Here is a 23,797-nt window from a genome sequence, read left to right as displayed (position 1 = left end):
GCTTTGGCTGGCCTCGACAATTATGCAAAAGCGCGGACTAGCCGGCGCTTGTCTGCTGCGGCAGCGCCAATGCGGCCTGCAGATCACGCAAGTGGAAGGGCTTCTGCAAACCGTGCCGATGCTGGAATTTCTCGGGGATGCCACCCACAGAATAACCAGTCACAAAAATATACGGCACTCCGCGGGCATCCAGTTCCTCGGCGATCGGAAAGGAATAGCTGCCGCCGAGATTAACGTCCAGCAGCGCCAGATCAAGATTCCCCTTCTTCACTTCCTCAAGCCCGGCATCCACGTCACCCACCGTCGCCGCGATCTCGTATCCCAGTTCGATCAAGCAGTCTTCCAGCAGCATGGCAACCACGGACTCGTCTTCGACCAACAAGACGCGCCCGGTCACGTGTGCGCCTCGACCAGCTCGGCCGGCAGCGGCATACAGACACGGAACGAAACACCCGCAGGGTCGAAAACGAGTTCGACATCGCCCTTGAGGTCGTGCTTCAAACCACGTTCCAGCAATCGGGAGCCGAAGCCTTTGCGCGTTGGTGGGCGGACAGCCGGCCCGCCGCGTTCCTGCCAGATCAGTTCGAGCTGCGCGTCTGCATCCTGCATTCTGCGTTCCCACGCGATCAGCACGCTGCCTTCCGGAACAGACAGGGCGCCGTGCTTGAGCGCATTGGTACACAGCTCGTGCAGCGCCATCGATAGCGCCAACGCCCGCCGAGGATCGAGCCGGCATGATTGGCCCTGCAGCGCGAAGCGCACGCCATCGTGCGATTCATATAGTGCGGCAGCATCGCGGGTCAGCTCGAGGATATCGGCACTGACCCAGTTCTCGCGGGTAAGCGTGTCATGGGCTCTGGAGAGCGCCAGCAGACGCGCATCGATCTTTTCTTGCGCATCCGCAAGGCTGGTCGCGTTATTGAACGACTGGCGAGCCAGCGACTGCACCATGATCAGCGAATTGTTGACGCGATGATTGAGCTCGTTGATCAGCAACTGCAGGTGCTGCTCATGCTGTTTGTGTTCAGTGATGTCACGCGTGGCGCCAGCGATCGCCTCCACCTCCCCATCAGGCCCAAAGACCGGTGTAAAGATGTACTCGTACACACGCAGGCCCTTGGTGGTATGCGGAAACGGCACCTCGCCTCGCAGCGGCTGGCCGGTCGCCTTCACCTGCTCGATTTCGGTATCGTGCATCGCCGCGTGCCAGGGCTCGTAGCCAATTTCAAGGCAGGTCTTGAGGTGCGCCTCTTCCCAGCGCATCCCCCACATCGTCAACAATGCCTCGTTGGCGTAGATAAAACGATGCTGGATGTCGAACACGTACAGAAGGTCCGGGGTCGCTTGTAACAGCGCCTTGTAGATACGCGATTTCGCGGCGTCTTCCTGCTGGTCGGCCATCACGTCATGGACTCCGGATTCGATCCGCACAATAAACCGGTAACCGTGAACAAAAAATCATGCGGCCGCCACTGCAACGTTCACTGGCTGGGCGGTGTAACGATGCGGCGTGCAGAGAGCCATGCACTATCTCTCGCAGCGGCATAGCGTCAATAAACAAGCGCTCAAGACATTCAAACCCTAGGCCTCGACCGGATGCCAGAACTCCTTGGCAGGACCATGCGGCAATAGCGCGCTGTCGCCGTGCAACGCCGACCCTGCTAGCCTCTCCGCTTCCGTTGTTACAGCCTGATTCCGTCATGAAAAAAGCCGTAGTCCTCTTGTCCGGTGGCATGGATTCCGCCGCCGTCGTCGCGCTCGCGCAGGAACAGGGCTTTGCCGTGCACGCCCTAAGCGTGCGCTACGGCCAGCGCCACACTTCCGAACTGGACGCGGCCGCACGTGTGGCCACCGCGCAAGGCGTCATCGCCCACAAGGTGGTCGACGTGGACCTGCGCAGCATCGGCGGCTCGGCGCTCACCGCCGACATCGACGTGCCCGATGCCGGCGGCGACGGCATTCCGGTTACCTACGTGCCTGCGCGCAACACCATCATGCTGTCGCTCGCGCTGGGCTGGGCCGAGGTGATCGGCGCCAACGACCTGTTCTGCGGCGTCAACGCGGTGGACTATTCGGGCTATCCCGACTGCCGGCCCGAGTTCGTCCGCGCCTTCGAAGTGCTGGCCAACCTGGCCACCAAGGCAGGCGTGGAAGGCGCCGGCCTGCGCGTGCATGCACCACTGCAGTTCCTCAGCAAGGCCGATATCGTCCGCGAAGGCGTGCGCCTGGGCGTGGACTTCGGCCTGACCGTGTCCTGCTACCGCGCCGACGCCGACGGACGCGCCTGCGGCCACTGCGACGCCTGCCGCCTGCGTGCTGCCGGTTTCGCCGACGCCGGCGTCGCGGACCCCACCCACTACGCCATTTCGTCTTGACGCCGGTGTAGGGTAGAATGCGCACCCCGGCGCACTGCCGGGACAGTGGGCCGTTAGCTCAGTCGGTAGAGCAGAAGACTTTTAATCTTTTGGTCGATGGTTCGAATCCATCACGGCCCACCAATCAAATCAGTCACTTGAAGAGCGCCTAAGGCGCTTTTTTTGTGCCTTTAGAAAAATTACCGGGAAGATGAGTAGCCGCGGAGCATGCCCCACGGCCACGAAGTCGGATGGCATGCGCCGGCTGGTGTGGTGCCTGCACCTCCGGCACACCCTTACAGATCACATTGCGTCATCTTGCAGGTCATATGGCTCGGCGGACGCAGCCGTGTTTTCGACCGAGGCCTGCCCAGGGCCACACAGAATCACGTGGTCCGCATCTACTGGATAAGCGATTGCACCCTTCATGTTCGTCGTGCGCCTCCGCTGGCCCGTGCTTGCTTGCGCAACCAAGTGAGGACTTCAAGCGCAGAATCGACACGCATGCAGACATGCAACCTCCCCAGTACGACGCTCTGCGCATCGCCGCCCAGCAAGACCTCTTCAAGACCGGTCGCCTCGCAGGCGATCAGGACGGGTGCCATTTCTTGCTGCGCGTCCGAATGCAGCATCGCCAGCAAGTAGCCCTGCATTATCTCGAAGCTGAGGACGACGCCCGCGCAGACGCGGAATTGCTTATTGGCGCTCATCGCTGAGCCTCCGCAAACGAGCCATAAACGGCAACGATCGTTACATCCACATCGGCAGGCGTGAGGACTTGGATGGGCTTGCCAATGCCTTCGAGGCTCGGCGTCACGTTGAGCGAAGCGGCTTCGTTCCATTCGAAGACGATGGCGGTCAGATCGAAATGATGGGCGACCTGACGCGCCGCAAACGCGAGCATTTCTTGGGTGTCGTAAGACATGCTGGATTCCTTTTGTGTTTTGGAATCCGCCACCCAGACGCCAATCGGGGTGGCGGACGGTACGCGGTTGGCGTGCCGGCCAAAAGGAACCGGTGAGCCTTGCGGCCCCCGCGCACCGCCCGCCATAAAGCTGGCCGGCATGCGCCCGCGACGATGCGGGCAACAAAAAAGCGCCATGCATCGGTCGATGGGCGCTGGTGCGCCTTTTGATTCGGGACGCCAATCCCGGTCGCTGATTGTGCGGCGACGACCGGATACTCGCTCCGATCCCGTGGCATGTCAACGAAAACCACCCGTCGCAGCGCGAGGCTCAGACTGTCCTGCAAAGGCTAGAAGCGAGCTCGTTCAACGTGCTTCTAACTGATCTGCCCTACGCCAGCAGCGACCTGCACCCGGTCACAACCCTTTTCCCCTACCTCTTCGGAGGCATCCGTGTAGCAGTGTCGCGCAACTCATGCCGATTTTATCGGCGTCAAACGCTCACACCTGAAGTAGAGATATCTAAGGCTGACCGAATGCGCGCGATCATGGAAAGTTCGCCAGTTCTGCTGTCCACCGACTGGCAAGCAACTGCCGATTTCAAGTCCACCGAATGAGCCGGTGCGATCTGTAAGACGGATGGTCTCGCGCTTGATACGTTCGCAGGTAGTTGCACAAGGTTGGATGAAAGTCGCTAGCTACTCATTGAGTTGATAGATTACTTGAGCTCGACACGGCCGCATCTGATCGAAAGTGGATGACACCGTAGCGGAGAGATCCTTATAGTTAATACCAATCCATCACATAGTCGAGCCGACCAAAAAATTTTGAAAAATCAACGAACACAGTGCATTTGGGAGGTACAGGTCGAGCTGATGAACCCTTACAATTTTGGCGTCCAATCCAGCTGTTGAGCAATTCATGTATAGAAAATACTAAAATAATCAAGGATGGAGCGAAAGTGAAAATAAAAACTCTCCAAAAACACAAGTCAATTCCTTCTGAACTGGAGTTCGATCTTCCCGATTTCAGCATCATGACAGGACGAAATGGATCTGGAAAGTCACACCTACTTGAAGCTATGGCTCATCCTCATATTGGGCAGGTAACCATAAGCAACGTGATCTGTACATCTATTATTCACGTGCCCTATAACGGTCTAAATCCACAGGTCGATGAGCGATGTGAGTCCGCACAAATTACCGGGCAGGCGAGCCAGTGGTGGAATGAGACACAGAATATTTTGAATGTCGTACGTTCCCAAGGCCGTTCTGCAGACGATTTTCAAGACATTTTTCGTGATTTTATCAACCCGCATTTTGGAGTTAATCCTGCGCGGGATGCAGTGCTGAGAACCGTCCTTAAAAAAACCGGCAAGACCTTCGGAAAAATTACGGAGACTGATATCTATGACAATATAAGTTACTCGGAAAACTCCGGCGGCAACCTATTCTTCTCGCAATGCGCCATGATATTTAAAGGATATCAGCTCAGGTGGCGGGAAAATAAGCTAAAAAAGTTCTTAGTATCCGAGGGGTACACCGAGGGCAACTCATTTCTCAGCGATGATGAATTCGTAACAAAACACGGACCTGCCCCCTGGGACTTGATCAATCAGGTCTTGAATAGAGCTGGTCTGCCTTACCAATTTCCACACCCTCCGCTCAGCAGTGCTGACCTTCCATTCACTCTGAAACTTGAGGACGCGTCGACCGGAACAAGCATCTCAGTCAATGACCTTTCCTCTGGCGAAAAGGTGTTGATGTCTCTTGCACTTGCCATCTACAACACCAAAGAAGAAGGAAGCCGCCCAGAGTTGCTTCTTATAGACGAGCCAGATGCACCCTTGCACCCGCAATTCTCAAAACTTCTCATTGATACGATCAGCGAAACTATCGTAAAGGGCGCAGGCGTAAAGGTGGTGATGACAACGCACTCACCTACAACCGCAGCCATGGCGCCAGATAATTCTCTATTTGAAATGAACCGTGACACTAAGTTGCCAGTAATGATCAGTAACGGGAGAGCTGTATCGATCCTCACGGAAGGCATAGGATTTTTGCGCGTTTCATACGAGAAGAGACGTCAAATATTTGTCGAAAGCAGATACGACGTGATTAATTACGAGATTCTTTTCGAGGCCCTGAACCGTAAATACGAATACTCCTATCAGCCAATTTTCATTGAGCCTCATAGCGGATCATCAAATTGTACTGATGTAATAAGCATTGTTAACAAGCTTAGAGGAGCAGGCAATGACCAAGTCTGGGGTATCATTGATTTTGATGGGGTCAACACAACGCGAAATTCACTCTTAGTAATTGGCAAGGGCAAACGCTATTCTATCGAGAGCTACCTACTAGATCCGTTGTATATGGTATTTGCTTTAGTTAGATTCAAAGTAGCGACCTTTGCTGAATTCGGTGTTAGCGGGCGAAGTCAGTATACTGATATACAGTTTTTGACGAATACGGAATGTCAAACTCTTGTAGATAACTTCCTTGCAACTACTGGACTAGGTGAAGGTGAATTAAGCGAGGCATTACTGGAAAATGGCTTTAATATTAAATATCCATATAAATTCCTGATGCACAACGGGCATGAGTATGAACAACTTGTCAGGCAAAAATTCCCTCTCACAAGTGCGATAACGCGCAATAAATCCGGAGATAACGCACTGAAGGGTCCATTATCCGAGGTCATCGCTGAATGGTCGCAATTCCTGCCTATTGAGCTTGGAGAAATTTTCTCCGCAATGGACGAACGCTCATAACGAGGCCAGATATGTGCGCATCCACTTTAAACTGTTTGCTGGCTTACAGTCATAAGGTATGCGCGCAGATCTAAAGTTAGAAATTTCTTCAAGAGCACAAATAATGCACCAACCCAATCGAATTTAAATAAAAGCTATCAAATCACGCCACTCGTTGTTAGCGAATACTGGGTAAAACCAGTTTTTGCTAGCAACAACGCTTTCACAGGAGGCCACCAGAAAAATCTCAAGCCTAATCTATTGAAGCCAAATTAGAGTCTTCATGCTCCTCTCCAATCGTTTTATCTATCTGTGCATTTATCCAAAACCCGCTTGCAGCAGGTGGCGTCGACGCCTAGTGGATGACAAATTGCTTGAGTACTCAACATAGCACGTTGAGAGCAAGTTCCTGCCCTTGCTCTCTTGCGTGATAACGGACCAGTCTTGACACTCGAATCAACCCAATGACCGTTACAAAACTTAACCGGCCGTTCATGTGGCCTTGGCTAAGTTCCGTTCGTCACCCGCACGGAATGCGTCAATGAGGTCCACCAGAGCCGCCCCATTTTTAATCATCGCCGCCCTCTGCGGAACTACCCTCTGTGCTTGCGCGCATACCCAGGCTGGCTCCATGCAGCCGCCTCCGAAGGAACACACCACCATGACTACGCATGAAGCCGAGACGGTCAGCAATCCCACGCTCAGTGCCGAGGAGATCGGCAAGCGGCTTCTAGCGATGATTGAAGGACTGAATTCTCGAGACGAGATAAGCCTAGACAGAATTCGGAAGGTGATGCACATCTCCCTGAAGCTTGAGCCAGGCGCACCAGGCGTCGGGTTCCCGAGCAGTGATCTGGGAGGCGGTTGGCGGTATGTATTTGATTACTTTCCTGAGTCGCCTTCTAACTCGAAAGGGGTCAAGTTGACATTCGTCAACACTGCAGACCGTTTCGCCGATATGACTGCCGTCTGCAGCCTCGACTTCGACTATTACGATAAATCGCTCAAGCGCATGGGTTTTGTCAGTGCGCCGACACATGGCCCGATCGGTCAGCTGGAAGATATTCACTATGTGAAAGCTGCAGCAAATCAGGTGGGCGGAGACATTGTTGTTTCTATCGTTCCGCAAAACGTGGTTGCAGGATCCGCTACTCGGCTCTGTGTCAAATCCATTAGCACTCTAGGCTAATCAAGGAAGAGCAAGCATATGGCAAGCCCTGGCCCCCAACTCGAAGCAGCGCTTGCCCAGTTCGGGCAGCAGCAGGGTGTGACGCAAGATCAGCTTGTGCAATTACGCAATGCGCTCAAAGCGGATCCTGCTCTGTTGGCGCAGTTTGATCAGCAGGCACAGGCTGGAAACTTGCGAGGTTTTGCCTTGCAATCGGTTAATGGCAGTACGCCAAATCTAGCGGGGACCTATGACATCCAAAGCGGAGTCGTCACGCTGCCGTTGGCAAGCTTGCCACCCTCTGGAACGACTGCGAGCAGTGACCTGAGGGGCACCCTGCAGATCCAGCAGATGTCGGTCGCATTTGCCCACAGCACCTACCAAGATGCGGCGCGTACCAGTCATCCTGTTACACAGGATATGGTCAGCAATCTTCAGTCCAGCATCAACAACTCGCCCTTCCTGGCAGATGAAATCAAGAAGGCTGCGACTACGATCGACGCGTCAGATACGCACAATCCGAAGCGTGCAAACCTTGAGGGCTTCGGATTCGTTGGTCCTGGCCAAGCTGCCGGCGGAACATACGACGGCAATCAAAAAATAATGAACTTGCCGCCTATCGGCTTGCAGACCAGAACTGCTGCCAATCCTGGCGGGAGCTTCAACGCGGATTCCACGACCTTCGTGTTGGGACATGAGATCCAGCACAGTTTCAATCACGCAGCAAAGAGCCAAGCCACTTCTACATTCTTGTCTGACATTGGAAATCAGGCGAAGGTAAAAGGCCCAGTACACGATTACACCAACGAATTGCGCGCCTACATACAAGCTGGGCGCGAGGACGAAGCAAAAGCAGAAATCGCTGGATGGAATGCACTGCTGAGCTTGAAAAGGCAGGGCAATCCAAATGCCAACGGCGTGGACTTGATGTTGACCACGACTACCAGCAGAACGGAGGACTTCATTGAGCGAGATCCCACATCCGCCATTCCCAAGGCCATTACAAGACCTGGCCTGGCATTCAATCAGGACGGTAGCCTTTCGCAGACCTCAGGCAACGTTGCCGCGATGGGCCAGCACTACTTCGATCGGCCTTCACCGGTCTATGCGCAGCCTGGCCAGCGCCCCGTTGGACTTGGCGAGCACGTAGACCAGGCCGGCAATCTCCAGCCCACTGCCGACTACGCTAACTACTACGGAGCCTGGGCGGTGGAGCAGATCGTCCGAGCTGAGGATCGGGCCAATGTGCTGTACCAAGGTGCCAGACCCAGGGTGACCATCGATATGGCAGGCCTGGGGCTAAGCGAGCATCTGATCGAAAACGAGGGTCTGGATCTAGGCATCAACAAAACGCCACGGCCTTACTACGACAGCACCACCACACCGGCAACCTTGCACCAGTTCGACCACACGCAGGACGGAAGCGTGAATCCTGCGCACAACCATACCTACGTGCCAGTGGTGCCGGCTGCCCCAGGTACGCCGTCTTCTCCGGCGGCGGTTGGTCCCTTGAGTCCAGACGACACGGGCCATCCCAATCACGACATGCTTGAGCAGATTCGTAGCGGCGTGCGCAAGATCGACGAGAGTGTAGGCAAGCCCTACGACGACATGAGCGAGCGAGTCAGCCGGAGCCTGTTGGCTGCCTGCAAGGACAACCGCGAAGCATATCCGGAGAAGCCCGACTATTCGCTAGCGGGAAATGAGCTGAACCGCGTAGACCTGGTCGTGATGGGCAAGAACGGCAATCTCTTCGCTGTGCAAGGCCGGCAGGACGACCCAGCTCACAAGCGTGCGCATGTGCAGCTTGATGAAGCCATCAATACCCCGGTAGAGCATTCGGACCAAAAGCTACTAGCAGCCAATCAGGCCATCGCGCAGCAGAAAGAGTTGACACAGCAACAGGAGCTGGCGCGTGGCATGGGTGATCCAAGTCAGGGAGGGCCTACTAGATGAGCCGACAAGCGGCCCCGAGGACGGCTCTCGTCGCATTGAAAAGTGATAACGGTTGCTAATTGCTAGGAAGAGATTTCTCGCCATTCCAGCTTAGAACACCACACTGAAGCCATCAAAACCTGAAACACCAGCACCTCCGGCCGCATAAATATCTCAATCGACGCCCCTGCGCCCATGCAGTGCAAGCCTCGGCAGCGATCAGCCAGGGCCACATCAAACGCGAATTCACAAGCCGCGCCACGTTTCCTATCGTTGTTGGCTCAACGACACGCGAGCGCAACGCCATGACCAACATCGACAAAGCCGGAACGTTTCTCCTTGGTGACCGTCAGGTCACCCGCGTTGGCTACGGCGCAATGCAGCTTGCCGGGCCTGGTGTGTTCGGCCCGCCCAAGGATCGCGATGCGGCGTTGGCGGTGCTGCGCGAAGCCATTGCGCTGGGCGTCAACCATATCGATACCAGCGATTTCTACGGGCCGCACATCACCAATCAGCTGATCCGCGAAGCACTGCATCCGTATCCGCACGATCTGACCATCGTCACCAAGATCGGTGGAGCGCGTGGCACGGATGGAGCGTGGCTGCCGGCTTACTCATCGCAGGAGCTGGTCAAGGCCGTGCACGACAACTTGCGCAACCTGGGCCTGGACGTGCTGGATGTGGTCAACCTGCGCGTGATGTTCAAGGCCCAGGAGCCGGCAGAAGGCTCCATTGCCGAGCAGTTGGAGACCTTGGTCAACCTGCAGCGCGATGGCCTGGTGCGGCACATCGGCATCAGCAACGTCACTGCAACGCAGGTGGCCGAGGCGCGCGCCATCACCGACATCGTCTGTGTGCAGAACATGTACAACATCGCGCATCGACACGACGATGAAATTATCGACGCGCTCGCGCGCGACGGCATCGCCTACGTGCCGTTCTTCCCGCTTGGCGGTTTCTCGCCGTTGCAATCGTCCACGCTTGCCGCTGTTGCCGAGCGCCTGGCCGCAACCCCGATGCAGGTGGCACTGGCATGGCTGCTGCAGCGCTCACCCAACATCCTGCTGATCCCAGGGACGTCGTCGGTGGCGCATCTGCGCGCGAATCTAGTTGCAGCCGAGCTGAAACTTCCGGCCGATGCAGTGGACGCATTGAACAAGATCGCAGCGTAGAAACGCGGGCGATTGCTTGCAGCGGCTGACAAAACGTAGCGAGCGGTGGTCACGGCACTGCAACCGGAGTGCAACGAGTACGATTCCGAGCAACCGCCGTGCCCGCCTCACGTCTGCGCAATAGCTTTGTCAGAGGCTCTTATTAGCAAGCAGCGCCTGGCAATCGGGCGTCAGCGCCCTGGCTCGTCGTTCCACAGCAACTTGTGCAACTGCATCTGGAACCGCACTGGCAGACGATCGGCAACGATCCAGTCTGCCAGCTGCCGAGGCGTCACTTCGCTTTTACTGGGCGAAAACCACACCGTGCAACGACGGTCCAGCGCATGTGTGGCGACAATCTCGCGCGACCATTCGTAATCAGCGCGGCTGCAGATCACGAACTTGATCTGGTCGCGCGCGGTCAGTAATGGCAAGTTGTCCCAGCGGTTGCGTTGTTCTTCGCCGGAGGCGGGCGTCTTGATGTCGACCACACGCGAGACGCGTGGATCCACGGCCGACACGTCCAATGCACCGGACGTCTCCAGCGAGACATCAAAGCCGGCGTCGCAGAGTTTCTGCAGCAGCACCAGGCAGCGCTTCTGCGCCAACGGCTCGCCGCCGGTCACGCAGACGTGGCGCACGCCGTGGCTGGAAACCTCGGCGACGATCGCATCGATATCGTGCCACTCACCGCCATGGAAGGCGTAAGCGGTGTCGCAGTAGTGGCAGCGCAACGGGCAGCCGGTCAGGCGCACGAATACGGTCGGCCAACCGGCGGCCTCGGCCTCGCCTTGCAACGACAAAAAGATTTCGGTGATCTTCAATCGCGGCAATGGCGATTGGACGATCTCGCTGGGGACGGCGGCGGCGTTCATAGGCAAAGTATGCGCCGCGCCCAAAGGCACCGACGCGCGGGCTCAGCGCAGTTGCTGGCCGAGACGGATGGACTGCAGGCGTTCCTGGGCGACACGCGCCGCATCGGAGCCGGGATACTGCGAGACAACTTGCTGCAAGGTCTGCTGGGCTTCGTCGTTCTTGCCTTCGCCATACTGCGACAGGCCGAGCTTCAACAAGCCGCCAGCGGCCTTGTCATGCGTGGGATAGCGGCCGACGAGATCGCGAAACTGCGCCTCGGCCAGCTGAAAATTTCGGGTGGCGTAATAGCTTTCGCCCAGCCAATACAACGCATTGGGGGTGTAGACGCCGTTCGGATAGAGCTCCAGAAAGCTCAGGAACAGTTGCGACGCATCGTCGTACTTGCCGTTCTTCAACGCATCGAACGCCACGTTGTAAGCCGTGCGTTCTTCGTTACTGGCGGTCAGCGTGCCGGAGTCGCCATGCACACTGGGCGGCTTCTCGGAAGTTGCCGCCGCTGCAGGCCGCGCGGCCGGAGCCGGGGCTGGGGCTGGGGTGACGCTGCCGGTAGCCGGTGGCAATGGCGGCGTTGCACCACCTGCCCCTTCCAACCGATTCAGACGCCCGTCCAGGTCTAGATACTGGTCCTTGGACTGTTGTTTGAGTTGTTCGTTGTCGTGCTGCAGCTGTTCCACCGTCGCTCGCAATCCCTGCAGGTCAGAACGCGCCTGCTGTAGCTGATTGAGAAGATCGTTGTTGGCCTGACTGTTGGCCTGCTGCTGCTCGAGAACGGCAACACGATCAGCGAGACTGGCTCGCTGCGCGTAAGCCGGCGCGGCGACCACAAGGGCCGCCGCGACGAACAGAGATGTCACTCGAAAGCGCATCGCTTATTACTGAGCCGTGTACACGATTTCGACGCGACGGTTCTGCGACCAGCAGCTTTCGCTGGTTTCGGTGCAGACCGGACGCTCTTCACCGTAGCTGACGACGGTCAGCTGGCTGGCGGAACCGCCAGCAGCCTGCAGCGACGACGACACGGCATTGCCGCGACGCTCGCCCAGGCCCATGTTGTACTCACGCGAGCCGCGCTCGTCGGCATTACCCTGCAGGGTGATGCGCGAGGAAGGACGGTCACGCAGGTACTTGGCGTGGCAAGCCATGATGGCCTGGAATTCCGGCTTCAGGGAGTCCTGATCCAGATCGAAGTAGACAACGCGCTGGCGCAGGCAGGCATCGGTATCCAGGTCGCCCGGGCCGTACAGGCCTGAGGTTGCCGGGCCGGTGGGAACGGAGGAACCGGTGGTGGTGTCGGTCGGAGTAGGCGGAGTTTCCTTCACCTTTTTCGAACAACCAGCCAGCACGGCAACAGACAGCAGGGAGACAAGCAAGACGCGGGTGGACTTGTTCATGGGATACCTATGGTGGCTCCTGGGCCAATGGGGTTTAACGCAGCGAAATATTAACATTAATGCGCGGTTCGGTAAGGCCCCCATGCAGGTTCTCTTACATCACCATCGGCCAGGACCAGACGCTGGCGTACCCGAGCGTCGGAAGAGACGGCATAAAGCACGCCCCGGCCACCCTCGCGAGCGGCATACAGAATCATGCTGGCGTTAGGCGCGAAGCTCGGCGACTCGTCCAGCGAACCCGGCGAAATCGTGCTCCAGCTGGGCGAACCCAGGCTGCGATCCATCATGGCGATACGGTAGGTATTGCCGCTGCCCTGCGCCACGGCGACCTTCTTGCCGTCGAACGAGACGCTGGCAGTGGCGTTGTAATTGCCCTGGAAAGTCACGCGGTTGGCGCTGCCGCCGCTTGCAGCCACCTGATAAATCTGCGGGCGACCGCCGCGATCGGAGGTGAAGTAGATGCTGCCGCCATCCGGCGCCCAGGTCGGCTCGGTATCGATGCCGAAGTGGTTGGTCAGCTGGGTCAGCTGCTTACTGCCCAGATCCATCACGTAGATCTCCGGGTTGCCGCTGCGCGACAGCGCCAGCGCAAGGCGACGGCCATCGGGCGAGAACGAGGGCGCACCATTGATGCCGCGGAAGCTGGAGACCAGTTCACGCGCACCGGTGGAGATGTCCTGCAGATAGATCGAGGAATTGCCGCGCTCGAAGCTCACATAGGCCAGCTTCTTGCCGTCCGGGCTCCAGTTCGGCGAGAGCAACGGCTCGGCCGAACGCACGATGGTTTGCGGGTTGTAGCCATCGGAATCGGCCACCATCAGCGCAAAACGCATCGAACCGCCGCTACCGCTGGCAGTGACATAGGCAATGCGGGTCCAGAACGCCCCGCGCACACCAGTGATCTTTTCGTAGATCGCATCGGCCATCTGATGCGATACATCGCGCATCGCATTGGCGCGTGCGGTCATCGCCAGGCCAAGCAGGCGCTCGCCCTTGGCCACGTCGAACAGTTCGTACTCGACGCGGTAAGCGCCTTCGCCGGCATCCATCACGCGGCCGACCACGATGTAGTTCTGCTTGAGCGTGCGCCAGGTCTGGAACTGCACCTCGGTCCCACGGGTCGGCTTTTCGACGATCTGCGCGGCCGGCAAGGTCCGGAACTGACCGGAGCGGTCAAGATCGGCGCCAACCACGGCCGCCACATCGGTCTGCGGCGCGGTGCCGGAGCCTTGGTAAGCCATCGGGATGACAGCGATCGGCGTAGCCGAAGCGCTACCGCCGACGATATCGATAGTGAGCCCCTGCTGCTGCGCGAAGGCACTCAGCGGAAGCAACAAAGCGGTCAGGGCAGCTAACCAACGCAGCGGTTTTTTCATGGACGGCTCGGATCGGGCAGGAAAAGTGTGCAAGAGATACCAATCAACGAGTGAACATACTCGCAATCGTGAACGAGACAGCGTGAAAGTGGAGCGAGTGGCCGCAGACAGCACGACACCTCTGTATTGCCAACCGACCGGTCGTCCAGACCGGCCGTTACTGATCCTGCGCAGTGAATACAAAGGTCAGATTGCGCTGGAACACCGATTCATAGCCGCGATACGGCAGCGGCTGCGCGCTCAACACGGCGGCCTCGATCGAGCGCTGACCCGCCTCGTCGTACGGGCAGCCCGGCGCAACCTTGGCTTCCATCACCTGCCCGCCCGGCAACTGGCGGATGTTGATGGTGCATTTCTGACCCGGCGGCACCGACGGCGGGCGCACCCACTGCCCCAACACCTTCTGCTGGATGGCGGCGGCGTACTTGGCCGACAGGTCGGTGTTGGTGCCGCCCTGCCCTGCAGTCGGTTGGGCAGTGGCAGCGGCGGCCGAAGACGCCTGTTGCGCACGTGCGGCGGCCACCTGGCGCAGCTTCTGTTCGGCCAGTGCGGCTTCCTTGGTGGCCTGTTCGCGCTGCCGGCGGATATCGGCGATCTTCTTTTGGCGTTCGGCGTCTTCGGCCTGCTGTGCGGCAGCCTGCTTCTTCTTGGCGTCGGCCTCTTCCTGCTGCTTGGCCAGGCGCAGCTTCTGCTCGGCCTCTTCCTGGCGTTTGCGCTCGGTGAGGTCGATCTGCTCCTGACGGCGCTTGGCTTCCTGCTCCTGCTTGGCCTTTTCCGCCGATAGCGCAAGCGCATCGACACGCTCCTGATCGACCTTGTCCGGCTGGGCCACGCGCTCCTGGGCCTGCGCCTGTTGCGGCGTGGGCGCATCCTGCGGGCGCGGCTCGGGGATCGGCTGCGGTGGCGGCACGCTTTCTTCCGGCGCGGGTTCGGGCACCGGTGCGGGCGGTGGCGGTGGCGTCTCCACCGGGGTCGCCTTCAACGCCTGCCGCGCAACGCGCGCTTCGGCTGCGGACACGTCCAGCGAGGCTTCCATGCTGGGATCGCCAGCGGCCGGCTCGACCGAACGCTCGGGTGACCACAGCCAGCCGGCGATGAACACCAGCGCGACCAGGACGTGCACGACCAAGGCCAGCACGACTGGTCGCAACCAGCCATCCTCGCGCGCGGTCTGCGTGGGGAGTGCGTCAGCGTGCATCGCTGCCTGCAGCACCGCCGGAGTCGGAAATCAGGCCAACCTTTTCGACCTTGGCCTGCTTGAGCACGTCGATGGCATCCATGATCTTTTGATAGGGGGCGGCGCGATCGCCGGCCACCACCACGCGGGCCTCCTTGTCCTGCGCCACGATGGCGGCCAGCTGCGCCTGCAGCGCGGCCACGTCCATTGCCTGCGGCTTGCCCTTGGGCAACTGCAGTGCGAGCTGGCCATCGGCGGCCACCACCACCACGATCGGATCCTGCTTGCTCTCCAACGCCTTGGCGCGCGAGCTCGGCAGATTGACGTCGGTGCTCAGGGTCAACAGCGGCGCGGTCACCATGAAGATGATCAACAGCACCAGCATCACGTCGATGTACGGCACGACGTTGATGTCGGATTTGAGCTTGCGCTTCTTACGGCGGGAAATACTGGAAATCATCGCGACACGTTCCTAATTAATCCCTCGCACATGCATGTGCGGACTGCTCCGAGGGACTCGCCCATCCTGTCCCCGCACACGAAGGTGCGGGCGTCTGCGAGGCACTCGCATGCAAGCCGGCTCTTGCGAGGGAGCGGCATCACTCGTCGGCGCCGGCCTGGCGCTGCAGGATCGAGCTGAACTCGTCGGCGAAGGTTTCGTAACGCACCGACAGCCGTTCCACGCGGGTGGTGAAGCGGTTGTAGGCCCACACTGCCGGAATCGCCACGAACAGGCCGATGGCAGTGGCGAACAAGGCTTCGGAGATACCCGGTGCAACCGCAGCGATACCGGCCTGTTCGCCGCTGCTGACCATGTCGTGCATGGTCACCATGATGCCGAACACGGTGCCCACCAGACCGACATACGGCGCGGTGGAGCCGATGTTGGCCAGCAATTCGAGATTGCGCTCGAGCTGGTCGACTTCGCGGGTGAAGGCGGTGCGCATGGCGCGCTGTGCGCCTTCCAGCTGCACCCGGCCATCCAGACGGCGGCGATCGCGCAGGCGCGAAAATTCGCGGAAGCCGCTTTCGAACATCGACTCCAGGCCGCCGACGGTGCGGTTGCGATCGGTGGCCGAGGCGTACAGCTTGGCCAGATCGGCGCCGGACCAGAAGCGGTTTTCGAACTCGTCCGCCTCGCGGTTGGCCTGCTTGAAGGCGCGCGCCTTGCGGAAAATGATCACCCAGCTGATGAACGAACCGATCAGCAGCAGCAGCACGATGATCTTGACCGGGATGCTCGCCCGCAGGATCAACTCGACATAGTTGATGCCGCTGTTGTGCGCCACGCTGGCGGTCTGTGCCGCAGCGGCGGCAACGTCCTGCGGTAGTGCTTCCACTACCGTGTCCTGCAGGGCCAGGAGCAATGCAATCGACATCCGTTTGTTCCTCAGTCTTCTGATTCTGTGGTTTCTAAAGCTTTCAACACGTCGTATAGCGCATCGTCCATGCCGCGCGGGCGGAAGTCGCTGGCGCTGAGTGCGGCAATGCGCACCTGCGCGGTCAGCAGCACTTCGCCCTCGCGACGCACCGACTGCGCGAACAGCAGGCTGGCACGTTTACATCTGATCAGGACCGCCGACACCGACAGCGCGTCGTCGAGCCGGGCCGGCTTGAGGAAATCCAGTTGCATCGAGCGGACCGCGAACACCAGATCGTGCTGCTGGCGCAGGCGTTCCTGCTCATAACCGAGTGCGCGCATCCATTCCGTGCGCGCCCGTTCCATGAAAGCGACGTAGCGCGCGTGGTAGACCACCCCACCGGCGTCGGTATCTTCCCAATACACGCGTGTCGGCCAACTGAATCGGGGATCAACCGACATCCTCGTCCTCCACGAACAGGTCCGGTGCCGGCGCGGCCTTGGGCTTGAGCCCGAGGTGGCGATAGGCCTTGTTGGTGGCCATGCGCCCGCGCGCGGTGCGGATCAGAAAGCCCTGCTGGATCAGGTAGGGCTCGATCACGTCTTCCAGCGTGCCGCGTTCTTCCGACAACGAGGCGGCCAGCGATTCGACCCCGACCGGGCCGCCGTCGAAATGATCGACGATCACCCGCAGCATGCGCCGGTCGAGCTCGTCGAAGCCTTCCGGGTCGACCTTGAGCATCTGCATCGCTGCCTGCGCCACCGGCAAATCGATATGACCGGACGCCTTGACCTGGGCGAAGTCGCGCACCCGCCGCAGCAGCCGGTTGGCGATGCGCGGGGTGCCGCGCGCGCGGCGCGCGATCTCGGCGGCGCCATCGGGCGTGCAGTCGATGCCCAGGATTGCGGCAGAGCGGATCACGATGCGGGTCAGCTCTTCCGGCGAATAGAACTCCAGCCGTTGCACGATGCCGAAGCGGTCGCGCAAGGGCGCGGTCAGCAGGCCGGCTCGGGTGGTGGCGCCGATCAGGGTGAACGGCGGCAGGTCGATCTTGATCGAGCGCGCGGCCGGGCCGTCGCCGATCATGATGTCGATCTGGAAATCTTCCATCGCCGGATACAGCACTTCTTCCACCACTGGCGAGAGCCGGTGGATCTCGTCGATGAACAACACATCGTGCGGCTGCAGGTTGGTCAGCAGCGCGGCCAGATCACCGGCTTTTTCGATCACCGGGCCGGAAGTCGAACGCAGGCTCACCCCGAGTTCGTTGGCGATGACGTGACTGAGCGTGGTCTTGCCCAAGCCCGGCGGGCCGAAGATCAACACGTGATCCATCGCTTCGCCGCGCGCCTTGGCCGCCTGGATGTAGATATCCATCTGCTCGCGCACCGGCTGCTGGCCGAGATAATCGGCAAGTCGCTTGGGGCGGATGCTCGCATCGGCGGCATCGTCTTCCCGGGTGGCACTGCTGGCGATGATGCGGTCCATTGAGAGCCGGGATTGGGGATTCGTTATTCGGGATTTGCAGCCCACTAGTATGGGCTGCGAGGCGCCTCCGGCGCTACGCTCTTGCTAGTCCAGACTCTCCAGTCCCGAATCCCGGCCACCGCAGGCGGCTCAGATCTCCACCTGCGCGCCCAGCTCCACCAGGCGGTTGCCGGGGATGCGGAAGAACCCTGTCGCCGGCGCGGCGTTGCGATGCATCAGCGCAAACAACTTGTCGCGCCAGATCGGCATGCCGCGGTTGGCGCTGGCCACGATGGTCTCGCGGCTGGCGAAGAAGGTGGTGTCCATCGGGTCGAAATGGATGCCGCCCTGGTCGCAGGAACGCATCAATGCCAGCGGCACGTCGGGGGTTTCCATGAAGCCGAAGCGCACGTAGACGCGATAGAACTCGTCGCCGATCGATTCGATCTGCAGGCGCTTGTCGGCCGGCGCATACGGGATAGGCAAGGTATCGACGTTGAGGAAGATGTTGCGCTCGTGCAGCACCTTGTTGTGCTTGAGGTTGTGCATCAGCGCATGCGGCACGACCATCGGGTCGGCGGTGAGGAACACCGCCATGCCCGGCACGCGCGCCGGCGGCGCCAGCATCAGGCCCGGCAGGAAGCTGTCGATGCGGATGCCGTCCTTGCGGATTTCCTCGCGCAGCAGCGCGCGGCCGCGGCGCCAGGTGCGCATCAGGGTGAACACCACGATGCCCAGCGCCAGCGGGAACCAGGCGCCCTGCAGCAGCTTGGCGCCGTTGGCGATGACAAAGGCCAGTTCGATGATGAAGAACACCACGCACAGCGGCAGCACCCAGTTGCGCCAGCGCGGCCACAGCGAGCGCGCCACCAGCGCCAGCAGCAAGGTGTCGATCAGCATCGTCATCGACACCGAGATGCCGTAGGCCACGGCCAGATTGGTGGAGCTGCGGAAGATCAGCACCAGCGCGATCACCATCACCATCAACAGCCAGTTGATGCCGGGCACGTAGATCTGACCGATGGTGGTGCGCGAGGTGTGCTTGATCAGCATGCGCGGGATGTAGCCCAGCTGCATCGCCTGACGCGCCACCGAATACGCACCGGTGATCACCGCCTGCGAGGCGATCACCGCCGCCAGCGTGGCCAGGATGATCATCGGATACAGCGCCCAGCTCGGCACCGCTTCGAAGAACGGGTTCTTCAGCGCGGACGGGTGGTTGAGCACCAGCGCGCCCTGCCCCAGGTAATTGAGCAGCAGCATCGGCAGTACGAAGAAATACCAGCCGTGGCGGATCGGCTTGGCGCCGAAATGGCCCATGTCCGCGTACAAGGCTTCGCCGCCGGTCACTGCCAGCACCACCGCACCGAGAATGAAGACACCGTGCCAGCCGTGCTGCATGAAGAAGCGGATCGCCCACCACGGGTTGAAGGCCTTCATCACTTCCGGCGCATCGACGATGTTCCAGATACCGATCGCCCCCAGCGACAGAAACCACAGGCAGGTGATCGGACCGAACACCTTGCCGACCTTTTCGGTACCGAAACGCTGCACCATGAACACCACCAGCAGCACCACCACGGTGATCGGCACGATGAAGGGATGCAGGCTGGGCGCAGCGATTTCCAGGCCCTCCACCGCGCCCATCACCGAGATGGCCGGGGTGATCACGCCATCGCCGAAGAACAGCGAGGCGCCGAAGATGCCCAGGATGCCGACCACATACGCCGAGCGCGACCCGTTGCGCATGGTGCGCTGGGTCAGCGCCATCAGCGCCATGATGCCGCCCTCGCCCTCGTTGTCGGCGCGCATGATGATGGTGACGTACTTGAGCGTCACCGTGACCATCAGCGCCCAGAACGCCAGCGACAGCACGCCCAGCACGGTGTCGTGATCGCTGGTCAGCCCGTAATGCGGCGAGAACGCCTCCTTGAGGGTGTACAGCGGACTGGTGCCGATGTCGCCGAAGACGACGCCGATGGCGCCGATGACCAAGGCCATATGGCTATTGGCAGGCGCATGGCCGTGGCCAGCTGCGGAAGTGGGGGTCTGTGACATGAAGTGGGCAGGGTATCGCCAAGTGGCGTGAAGGAGAGGAAGACGGCGCGGCGTTGAGTAACTAAAAACGTAGCGAGCGGGGGGGGGGCAGCTGGGTGCGGGCGGCGCGCAGGAGCCGCAGTGTACGAGTGGTACATGCCGATTCCGAGCACCGGCCGCGCCCGCCTGGCGACCGCGCAGTCGTTTTGCTAGTCGCCCTTAACGCAGTGCGGCCTGGAGGGCCTTGCGGATGACCGTGGCGACTTCGTCGCCTTCTGCCCCGGCCTCGCGTGCCATGCGTGCGGCCTCGGCCGGCTTGTAACCCAGTTGCTGCAACGCCACCGTGGCTTCGGACACCGCATCCGGGCCGAGCTGGCCGGTGATCGGCGCGCCACTGCTGAAATCGGCGGCGCGGTCGCGCAGCTCCACCACCATGCGCTCGGCGGTCTTCTTGCCGATGCCGGGGATGCGGGTCAGCGCGGTGATGTCGCCGCTGGTGATCAGGCGGGCGAATTCGTCCACGGTGACCCCGGACAACACCGCCAGCGCGATCTTGGCGCCGATGCCGGTGACCTTCTGCACGTCGCGGAACAGCCGCCGCTCGCCTTCGCGCAAGAAGCCGTAAAGCGAAACGCTGTCTTCCTTCTGCGCGTAGTGGGTGAACAGAATCACGTCGCGGCCGACATCGGGCAGGTCGTAGAAGGTGCTCATCGGCGCCTCCAGCTCGTAGCCCACCCCACCGACATCGATCACCAGCCATGGCGGCTGCTTGTAGGCCAGGATCCCGCGCAGGCGGCCGATCATTGGGCACCGCCTTGGCGGTGCCGGGAATCGGGAGTCGGGAATGGGGAATCGCAAGAGCGCGTGCTGCTCTGGACCCTGCGTTTGCAATTCCCGATTCCCGATTCCCGATTCCCGATTCTCATTTCTTGCGGCTCCAGGCCTGTTGGGTATTGACGCCCAGGCGCTGCGCGGTAGCGCGCACGTGGGCGTGGGTGATGGCAACTGCCAGTGCGTCGGCGGCGTCGGGCTGCAGCTTGCCTTTCAGGTTGAGCATGATGCCGACCATGTGCTGGACCTGCACCTTGTCCGCCCCGCCCTTGCCGACCAGCGCCAGCTTGATCTCGGTGGCAGCGTACTCGTGTACCGGCAGGTCGCGTAGCACCACCGCGCAGATCGCCGCGCCGCGCGCGTGGCCGAGCTTGAGCGCCGAGTCGGCACTCTTGCCCATGAAGACCTTCTCGATCGCCACTTCCTGCGGCTGGTAGGTGTCGATCACCTCGCCCAGCCCGTGCAGCAGGCGCTTGAGCCGCTGCGCAAAGTCGCCCTCGCCCAGCAGTACCAGTGGCGCGTGATAGACATGCCGGCTGCGACCGCTCTCGTCGATGTCGATGACGCCAACCCCAGTGCGCTGGGAGCCGGGGTCGATGCCCAGGATGCGGGTCATCGAGGGGCCGGGAGTGGAGATTTGGGATTTGGGATTGGGGATGCACCTGCAGTGCGGCGATCGCGTTGCTGTTGCAAATCCCGAATCACGAATCCCGCCATCCCGGCCATCATCAGGCGCCGAGCGCCGCTTGATCGACGTTCGAATACACGTCCTGCACGTCGTCCAGGTCTTCGAGCATGTCGAGCAGCTTGCGGACCTGCAGGGCGGTGTCGCCGTCGACGGCGATGTCGTTTTCGGCGCGGAAGGTGATTTCCGCATGCACCGGCTCCAGGCCGGCGGCGGCGAGTGCCTGCTTGACCTGGGCAAAGGCGTCCGGGGCGGTCAGCACGTCGATGGCGCCGTCTTCCGGGTACACCACCACGTCGTCGGCGCCGGCTTCGATCGCCGCGTCGGTGAGGGTGTCTTCGTCGGTGCCGGCAGCAAAGCTGAGCACGCCCAGGCGCTTGAACATGAAGGCCACCGAGCCGTCGGTGCCCATGTTGCCGCCGCATTTGCTGAAGGCATGGCGCACATCGGCCACCGCGCGCACGCGGTTATCGGTGAGGCAGTCCACGATCACTGCAACGCCGCCGGGGGCATAGCCCTCGTAGCGCACTTCTTCGTATTCCACACCTTCCAGCTCGCCGGTGGCTTTTTTGATGGCGCGTTCAATCACGTCCTTGGACATGTTCGACGACAAGCCCTTGTCCACCGCCACGCGCAGGCGCGGATTGTTTGCCGGATCACCGCCACCGCCGCGTGCAGCCACGCTGATCTCGCGAATGATCTTGGTGAACATCTTGCCGCGTTTGGCGTCGGAGGCGTTCTTGCGGCCTTCGATCGAGGGGCCTCTACCCATGGGTGGTTCCAGACTGGCTTGGATGACAGGGCGCGGATTTTACCTGATTGCTCGCCCGCACCGGGGCGGCAGCGTTCAGTGGCGAACTCAGTGGCGAAATCGGCCGGTCCGCAGGAAGCTCAGCGCCTGCTGCGCGGCCTCGGGTGAGCGCAACAGACCGCTATGGCTGGCCGGCACCACGCAATGGTCGCGCAGCCCGGGCAGGCGGGTTTCGGCCAGCGCCACGGTGCCGTCCGAGCCGCCGTCCAGCGGCGCCAGCCAGCGCCCGACCCCGCGCGCGACATTGCCGGCGACCTGACCAATCTCGGCCTCGCCCTCCCATTGCACAAACCCCTGCTGCAGCAAGCCCGCACTCCGCCCCAACGCCCACAGCCCGCCACGTTGGGCCAGGCCGCGCGCGGCGGCGCTGCCGCACAACGGCGAGCCCAGGCAGACCACGCGGCGCACCGGCAGCTCGGGCGCGGCGCGCAGAGCCTGCAACGCCATCAGCCCGCCCAGGCTGTGACAAACCAGTAGTTACGCGCCGGTCGTCTGCAGGCGTTCGATCAGCCGCGGCACCGCCTGTGCGGGACCGCCAAGCACGCTGGCGTAGCCGAACAGCGCCGGCGCCAGACCCTCTGCACGCAGTCGGCGCGCGAGCGGCAGCAGCCAGTGCGCGGTATTCCAGATGCCGTGCACCAGCAGTACGTCGGCGGTTGCGGTGGTCGGTGCAGTGCGGGCGGTGCGTCTGGATGCAGCTGGAAATGCGGAGGAGCTGCTGGGCATCAGCGCGGTTTCCAGAACGTGGCGCGCGATCGCCGGGCTGCTGCGGACGGCGCCTGCATGCACTCAGTCGGCCGCGACGATCGGCTTGCGGCGCAGGATGTGCTCGCGATCGACAATCTTGCCGACCGGGAAGTCGTACTCGCCGACTTTTTCGAATCCGTAGCGGGCGTAGAAGCGTTGCGCGCCGAAATTTTCCGACCACACGCCGATCCACAGCGTGCGTGGGCCGTTGCGTTCCAGCCATTCCAGCGTGGTTTCGAACAGGCGGCTGCCCCAGCCGCTGTTCTGGTAGTCCTTCAACAGATACAGCCGCTTGAGCTCCCCATCGCCCGGGCGTACGTCTTCATGCGGCAGCCCGCACGGGCCGGCGGCGGCATGGCCGACCAGCAGGTTGTCCATCTCCAGCAGCCAGATCGCATAGTCCGGATGCGCCAGCACGATGCGCGCGCGCTCGACCGCGTAGGTCTCTTCGAGAAAACCGCGCAGGTCTTCTTCCGGATACAGATGCCCGAAGGTTTCGGTAAAGGTCTGTGCGGCCAGCAGCGATAACGCTTCGGCATCGTCCGGTGTGGCGCGGCGGATGCGGGTCATGCGGGGCCTCTCGTGCCAGGTGGACATGGCAGCTTCTCGCATGCAGATGCGCTACCGCAAGCGGGATTGGGGATTGGGGATTGGGGATTGGGGATTGGGGATTGGGGATTGGGGAATCGGGAATCGGGAATCGGGAAAGCATCTGCGATGCGTGGATTCCGCGTGTGCAGGATTCGGCATGGGCGCTGACGGGTTCAACCAAGC

23 protein-coding genes, 1 tRNA gene, 1 other RNA gene and 1 pseudogene are annotated in these 23,797 nt (G+C 60.9%); 6 read left to right on the top strand and 20 right to left on the bottom strand.

The window, feature by feature from the left end:
* Positions 1 to 37: 37 nt before the first annotated feature.
* Together AC1PLU_RS06065 and AC1PLU_RS06060 are read right to left on the bottom strand one after the other, a co-directional pair.
* Positions 38 to 397 (bottom strand): response regulator, encoded by a 360-nt coding sequence (locus AC1PLU_RS06065; protein ID WP_481107979.1) that lies wholly within the window; start codon positions 395 to 397, stop codon positions 38 to 40.
* Positions 394 to 1,401, bottom strand: a complete 1,008-nt coding sequence (locus tag AC1PLU_RS06060; protein WP_115040750.1) for a sensor histidine kinase — start codon at positions 1,399 to 1,401, stop codon at positions 394 to 396. Before AC1PLU_RS06060 ends, AC1PLU_RS06065 begins: the two co-directional genes overlap by 4 nt.
* 299 nt (positions 1,402 to 1,700) lie before the next feature.
* Between AC1PLU_RS06060 and queC the strand changes: the two genes are divergently transcribed.
* Both queC and AC1PLU_RS06050 read left to right on the top strand, forming a co-directional pair.
* Positions 1,701 to 2,375 (top strand): 7-cyano-7-deazaguanine synthase QueC, encoded by a 675-nt coding sequence (queC, locus tag AC1PLU_RS06055; protein WP_481107978.1) that lies wholly within the window; start codon positions 1,701 to 1,703, stop codon positions 2,373 to 2,375.
* A gap of 47 nt (positions 2,376 to 2,422) precedes the next feature.
* Positions 2,423 to 2,498 (top strand) — tRNA-Lys (locus AC1PLU_RS06050).
* 281 nt (positions 2,499 to 2,779) lie between these two features.
* On the opposite strand, the gene AC1PLU_RS06045 is transcribed toward AC1PLU_RS06050, so the two are convergent.
* The gene (locus tag AC1PLU_RS06045; RefSeq protein WP_481107977.1) at positions 2,780 to 3,064 is read right to left on the bottom strand and encodes a hypothetical protein; all 285 of its coding nucleotides are present in this window, start codon (positions 3,062 to 3,064) and stop codon (positions 2,780 to 2,782) included.
* Positions 3,061 to 3,279, bottom strand: a complete 219-nt coding sequence (locus tag AC1PLU_RS06040) for a hypothetical protein (protein WP_481107976.1) — start codon at positions 3,277 to 3,279, stop codon at positions 3,061 to 3,063. Before AC1PLU_RS06040 ends, AC1PLU_RS06045 begins: the two co-directional genes overlap by 4 nt.
* A 940-nt stretch (positions 3,280 to 4,219) precedes the next feature.
* On the opposite strand from AC1PLU_RS06040, the gene AC1PLU_RS06035 reads away from it, so the two are divergent.
* The 4 genes from AC1PLU_RS06035 to AC1PLU_RS06020 all read left to right on the top strand — a co-directional run bounded on the left by AC1PLU_RS06035 (position 4,220) and on the right by AC1PLU_RS06020 (position 10,285).
* Complete coding sequence (locus AC1PLU_RS06035) at positions 4,220 to 6,031, top strand: AAA family ATPase (RefSeq protein WP_481107975.1); 1,812 nt, start codon at positions 4,220 to 4,222, stop codon at positions 6,029 to 6,031.
* A 520-nt stretch (positions 6,032 to 6,551) separates the two neighbouring features.
* A complete protein-coding gene (locus AC1PLU_RS06030) occupies positions 6,552 to 7,199 on the top strand; it encodes a hypothetical protein (protein ID WP_481107974.1) in 648 nt (215 codons plus the stop codon).
* A 78-nt stretch (positions 7,200 to 7,277) separates the two neighbouring features.
* Positions 7,278 to 9,134 (top strand): XVIPCD domain-containing protein, encoded by a 1,857-nt coding sequence (locus tag AC1PLU_RS06025; protein ID WP_481108472.1) that lies wholly within the window; start codon positions 7,278 to 7,280, stop codon positions 9,132 to 9,134.
* A gap of 284 nt (positions 9,135 to 9,418) precedes the next feature.
* The gene (locus AC1PLU_RS06020; RefSeq protein ID WP_481107973.1) at positions 9,419 to 10,285 is read left to right on the top strand and encodes an aldo/keto reductase family oxidoreductase; all 867 of its coding nucleotides are present in this window, start codon (positions 9,419 to 9,421) and stop codon (positions 10,283 to 10,285) included.
* Between the two features lie 170 nt (positions 10,286 to 10,455).
* Here AC1PLU_RS06020 and queE read toward each other — a convergent pair whose 3' ends face one another.
* The 16 genes and pseudogenes from queE to AC1PLU_RS05940 all read right to left on the bottom strand — a co-directional run bounded on the left by queE (position 10,456) and on the right by AC1PLU_RS05940 (position 23,593).
* Positions 10,456 to 11,139 (bottom strand): 7-carboxy-7-deazaguanine synthase QueE, encoded by a 684-nt coding sequence (queE, locus tag AC1PLU_RS06015; protein WP_481107972.1) that lies wholly within the window; start codon positions 11,137 to 11,139, stop codon positions 10,456 to 10,458.
* 42 nt (positions 11,140 to 11,181) lie between these two features.
* Entirely contained in the window at positions 11,182 to 12,006 is an 825-nt protein-coding gene (ybgF, locus tag AC1PLU_RS06010) for a tol-pal system protein YbgF (RefSeq protein ID WP_006452381.1), read from the bottom strand.
* A gap of 6 nt (positions 12,007 to 12,012) precedes the next feature.
* Positions 12,013 to 12,531, bottom strand: coding sequence for a peptidoglycan-associated lipoprotein Pal (pal, locus tag AC1PLU_RS06005; RefSeq protein ID WP_268214407.1), 519 nt, complete (start codon positions 12,529 to 12,531; stop codon positions 12,013 to 12,015).
* 56 nt (positions 12,532 to 12,587) lie between these two features.
* Positions 12,588 to 13,907 carry a Tol-Pal system beta propeller repeat protein TolB gene (tolB, locus tag AC1PLU_RS06000; protein ID WP_006452379.1) on the bottom strand — a complete coding sequence of 440 codons (1,320 nt, stop codon included), beginning with the start codon at positions 13,905 to 13,907 and terminating at the stop codon, positions 12,588 to 12,590.
* Positions 13,908 to 14,064: 157 nt separating this feature from the next.
* Positions 14,065 to 15,105 (bottom strand): cell envelope integrity protein TolA, encoded by a 1,041-nt coding sequence (tolA, locus tag AC1PLU_RS05995; RefSeq protein WP_006452378.1) that lies wholly within the window; start codon positions 15,103 to 15,105, stop codon positions 14,065 to 14,067.
* Entirely contained in the window at positions 15,095 to 15,544 is a 450-nt protein-coding gene (tolR, locus tag AC1PLU_RS05990) for a protein TolR (protein ID WP_006452377.1), read from the bottom strand. The genes tolA and tolR overlap by 11 nt, the downstream gene beginning before the upstream one ends.
* 139 nt (positions 15,545 to 15,683) lie before the next feature.
* A complete protein-coding gene (gene tolQ / locus AC1PLU_RS05985; RefSeq protein ID WP_006452376.1) occupies positions 15,684 to 16,463 on the bottom strand; it encodes a protein TolQ in 780 nt (259 codons plus the stop codon).
* Positions 16,464 to 16,474: 11 nt separating this feature from the next.
* A complete protein-coding gene (ybgC, locus tag AC1PLU_RS05980; protein ID WP_481107971.1) occupies positions 16,475 to 16,906 on the bottom strand; it encodes a tol-pal system-associated acyl-CoA thioesterase in 432 nt (143 codons plus the stop codon).
* A complete protein-coding gene (gene ruvB, locus AC1PLU_RS05975; protein WP_006452374.1) occupies positions 16,896 to 17,933 on the bottom strand; it encodes a Holliday junction branch migration DNA helicase RuvB in 1,038 nt (345 codons plus the stop codon). Before ruvB ends, ybgC begins: the two co-directional genes overlap by 11 nt.
* A 129-nt stretch (positions 17,934 to 18,062) precedes the next feature.
* The gene (locus AC1PLU_RS05970; RefSeq protein ID WP_047127030.1) at positions 18,063 to 19,970 is read right to left on the bottom strand and encodes a potassium transporter Kup; all 1,908 of its coding nucleotides are present in this window, start codon (positions 19,968 to 19,970) and stop codon (positions 18,063 to 18,065) included.
* 59 nt (positions 19,971 to 20,029) lie between these two features.
* Positions 20,030 to 20,107, bottom strand: a non-coding RNA gene (locus AC1PLU_RS05965) — sX9 sRNA.
* Between the two features lie 61 nt (positions 20,108 to 20,168).
* Entirely contained in the window at positions 20,169 to 20,753 is a 585-nt protein-coding gene (gene ruvA / locus AC1PLU_RS05960) for a Holliday junction branch migration protein RuvA (RefSeq protein WP_006450983.1), read from the bottom strand.
* Between the two features lie 118 nt (positions 20,754 to 20,871).
* Positions 20,872 to 21,396, bottom strand: coding sequence for a crossover junction endodeoxyribonuclease RuvC (gene ruvC, locus AC1PLU_RS05955; protein ID WP_176338920.1), 525 nt, complete (start codon positions 21,394 to 21,396; stop codon positions 20,872 to 20,874).
* A 112-nt stretch (positions 21,397 to 21,508) separates the two neighbouring features.
* On the bottom strand, positions 21,509 to 22,237 hold the full coding sequence (locus AC1PLU_RS05950) for a YebC/PmpR family DNA-binding transcriptional regulator (RefSeq protein WP_006451885.1): 729 nt from the start codon (positions 22,235 to 22,237) through the stop codon (positions 21,509 to 21,511).
* Between the two features lie 87 nt (positions 22,238 to 22,324).
* Positions 22,325 to 23,002, bottom strand: a pseudogene (locus AC1PLU_RS05945) (esterase/lipase family protein).
* Positions 23,003 to 23,065: 63 nt separating this feature from the next.
* Complete coding sequence (locus AC1PLU_RS05940; protein ID WP_016904140.1) at positions 23,066 to 23,593, bottom strand: GNAT family N-acetyltransferase; 528 nt, start codon at positions 23,591 to 23,593, stop codon at positions 23,066 to 23,068.
* Positions 23,594 to 23,797: the final 204 nt, after the last annotated feature.

It is taken from the genome of Xanthomonas sp. NCPPB 2933 (assembly GCF_056725225.1).
The sequence above is the reverse complement of the archived record's forward strand: the minus strand, read 5'-3'. Positions and strand labels throughout refer to the sequence as shown.

Bases quoted from the DNA above. Each gene is read 5' to 3' on its own strand.
- tolA (WP_006452378.1), bottom strand. From the start codon at position 15,105: ATGCACGCTGACGCACTCCCCACGCAGACCGCGCGCGAGGATGGCTGG.
- AC1PLU_RS06060 (WP_115040750.1), bottom strand. From the start codon at position 1,401: ATGGCCGACCAGCAGGAAGACGCCGCGAAATCGCGTATCTACAAGGCG.
- AC1PLU_RS06045 (WP_481107977.1), bottom strand. From the start codon at position 3,064: ATGAGCGCCAATAAGCAATTCCGCGTCTGCGCGGGCGTCGTCCTCAGC.
- tolR (WP_006452377.1), bottom strand. From the start codon at position 15,544: ATGATTTCCAGTATTTCCCGCCGTAAGAAGCGCAAGCTCAAATCCGAC.
- AC1PLU_RS06020 (WP_481107973.1), top strand. From the start codon at position 9,419: ATGACCAACATCGACAAAGCCGGAACGTTTCTCCTTGGTGACCGTCAG.
- ybgF (WP_006452381.1), bottom strand. From the start codon at position 12,006: ATGCGCTTTCGAGTGACATCTCTGTTCGTCGCGGCGGCCCTTGTGGTC.
- ybgC (WP_481107971.1), bottom strand. From the start codon at position 16,906: ATGTCGGTTGATCCCCGATTCAGTTGGCCGACACGCGTGTATTGGGAA.
- tolQ (WP_006452376.1), bottom strand. From the start codon at position 16,463: ATGTCGATTGCATTGCTCCTGGCCCTGCAGGACACGGTAGTGGAAGCA.
- ruvB (WP_006452374.1), bottom strand. From the start codon at position 17,933: ATGGACCGCATCATCGCCAGCAGTGCCACCCGGGAAGACGATGCCGCC.
- queC (WP_481107978.1), top strand. From the start codon at position 1,701: ATGAAAAAAGCCGTAGTCCTCTTGTCCGGTGGCATGGATTCCGCCGCC.
- AC1PLU_RS06030 (WP_481107974.1), top strand. From the start codon at position 6,552: ATGAGGTCCACCAGAGCCGCCCCATTTTTAATCATCGCCGCCCTCTGC.
- AC1PLU_RS06040 (WP_481107976.1), bottom strand. From the start codon at position 3,279: ATGTCTTACGACACCCAAGAAATGCTCGCGTTTGCGGCGCGTCAGGTC.
- AC1PLU_RS05970 (WP_047127030.1), bottom strand. From the start codon at position 19,970: ATGTCACAGACCCCCACTTCCGCAGCTGGCCACGGCCATGCGCCTGCC.
- pal (WP_268214407.1), bottom strand. From the start codon at position 12,531: ATGAACAAGTCCACCCGCGTCTTGCTTGTCTCCCTGCTGTCTGTTGCC.
- queE (WP_481107972.1), bottom strand. From the start codon at position 11,139: ATGAACGCCGCCGCCGTCCCCAGCGAGATCGTCCAATCGCCATTGCCG.
- AC1PLU_RS05940 (WP_016904140.1), bottom strand. From the start codon at position 23,593: ATGACCCGCATCCGCCGCGCCACACCGGACGATGCCGAAGCGTTATCG.
- tolB (WP_006452379.1), bottom strand. From the start codon at position 13,907: ATGAAAAAACCGCTGCGTTGGTTAGCTGCCCTGACCGCTTTGTTGCTT.
- AC1PLU_RS05950 (WP_006451885.1), bottom strand. From the start codon at position 22,237: ATGGGTAGAGGCCCCTCGATCGAAGGCCGCAAGAACGCCTCCGACGCC.
- ruvC (WP_176338920.1), bottom strand. From the start codon at position 21,396: ATGACCCGCATCCTGGGCATCGACCCCGGCTCCCAGCGCACTGGGGTT.
- ruvA (WP_006450983.1), bottom strand. From the start codon at position 20,753: ATGATCGGCCGCCTGCGCGGGATCCTGGCCTACAAGCAGCCGCCATGG.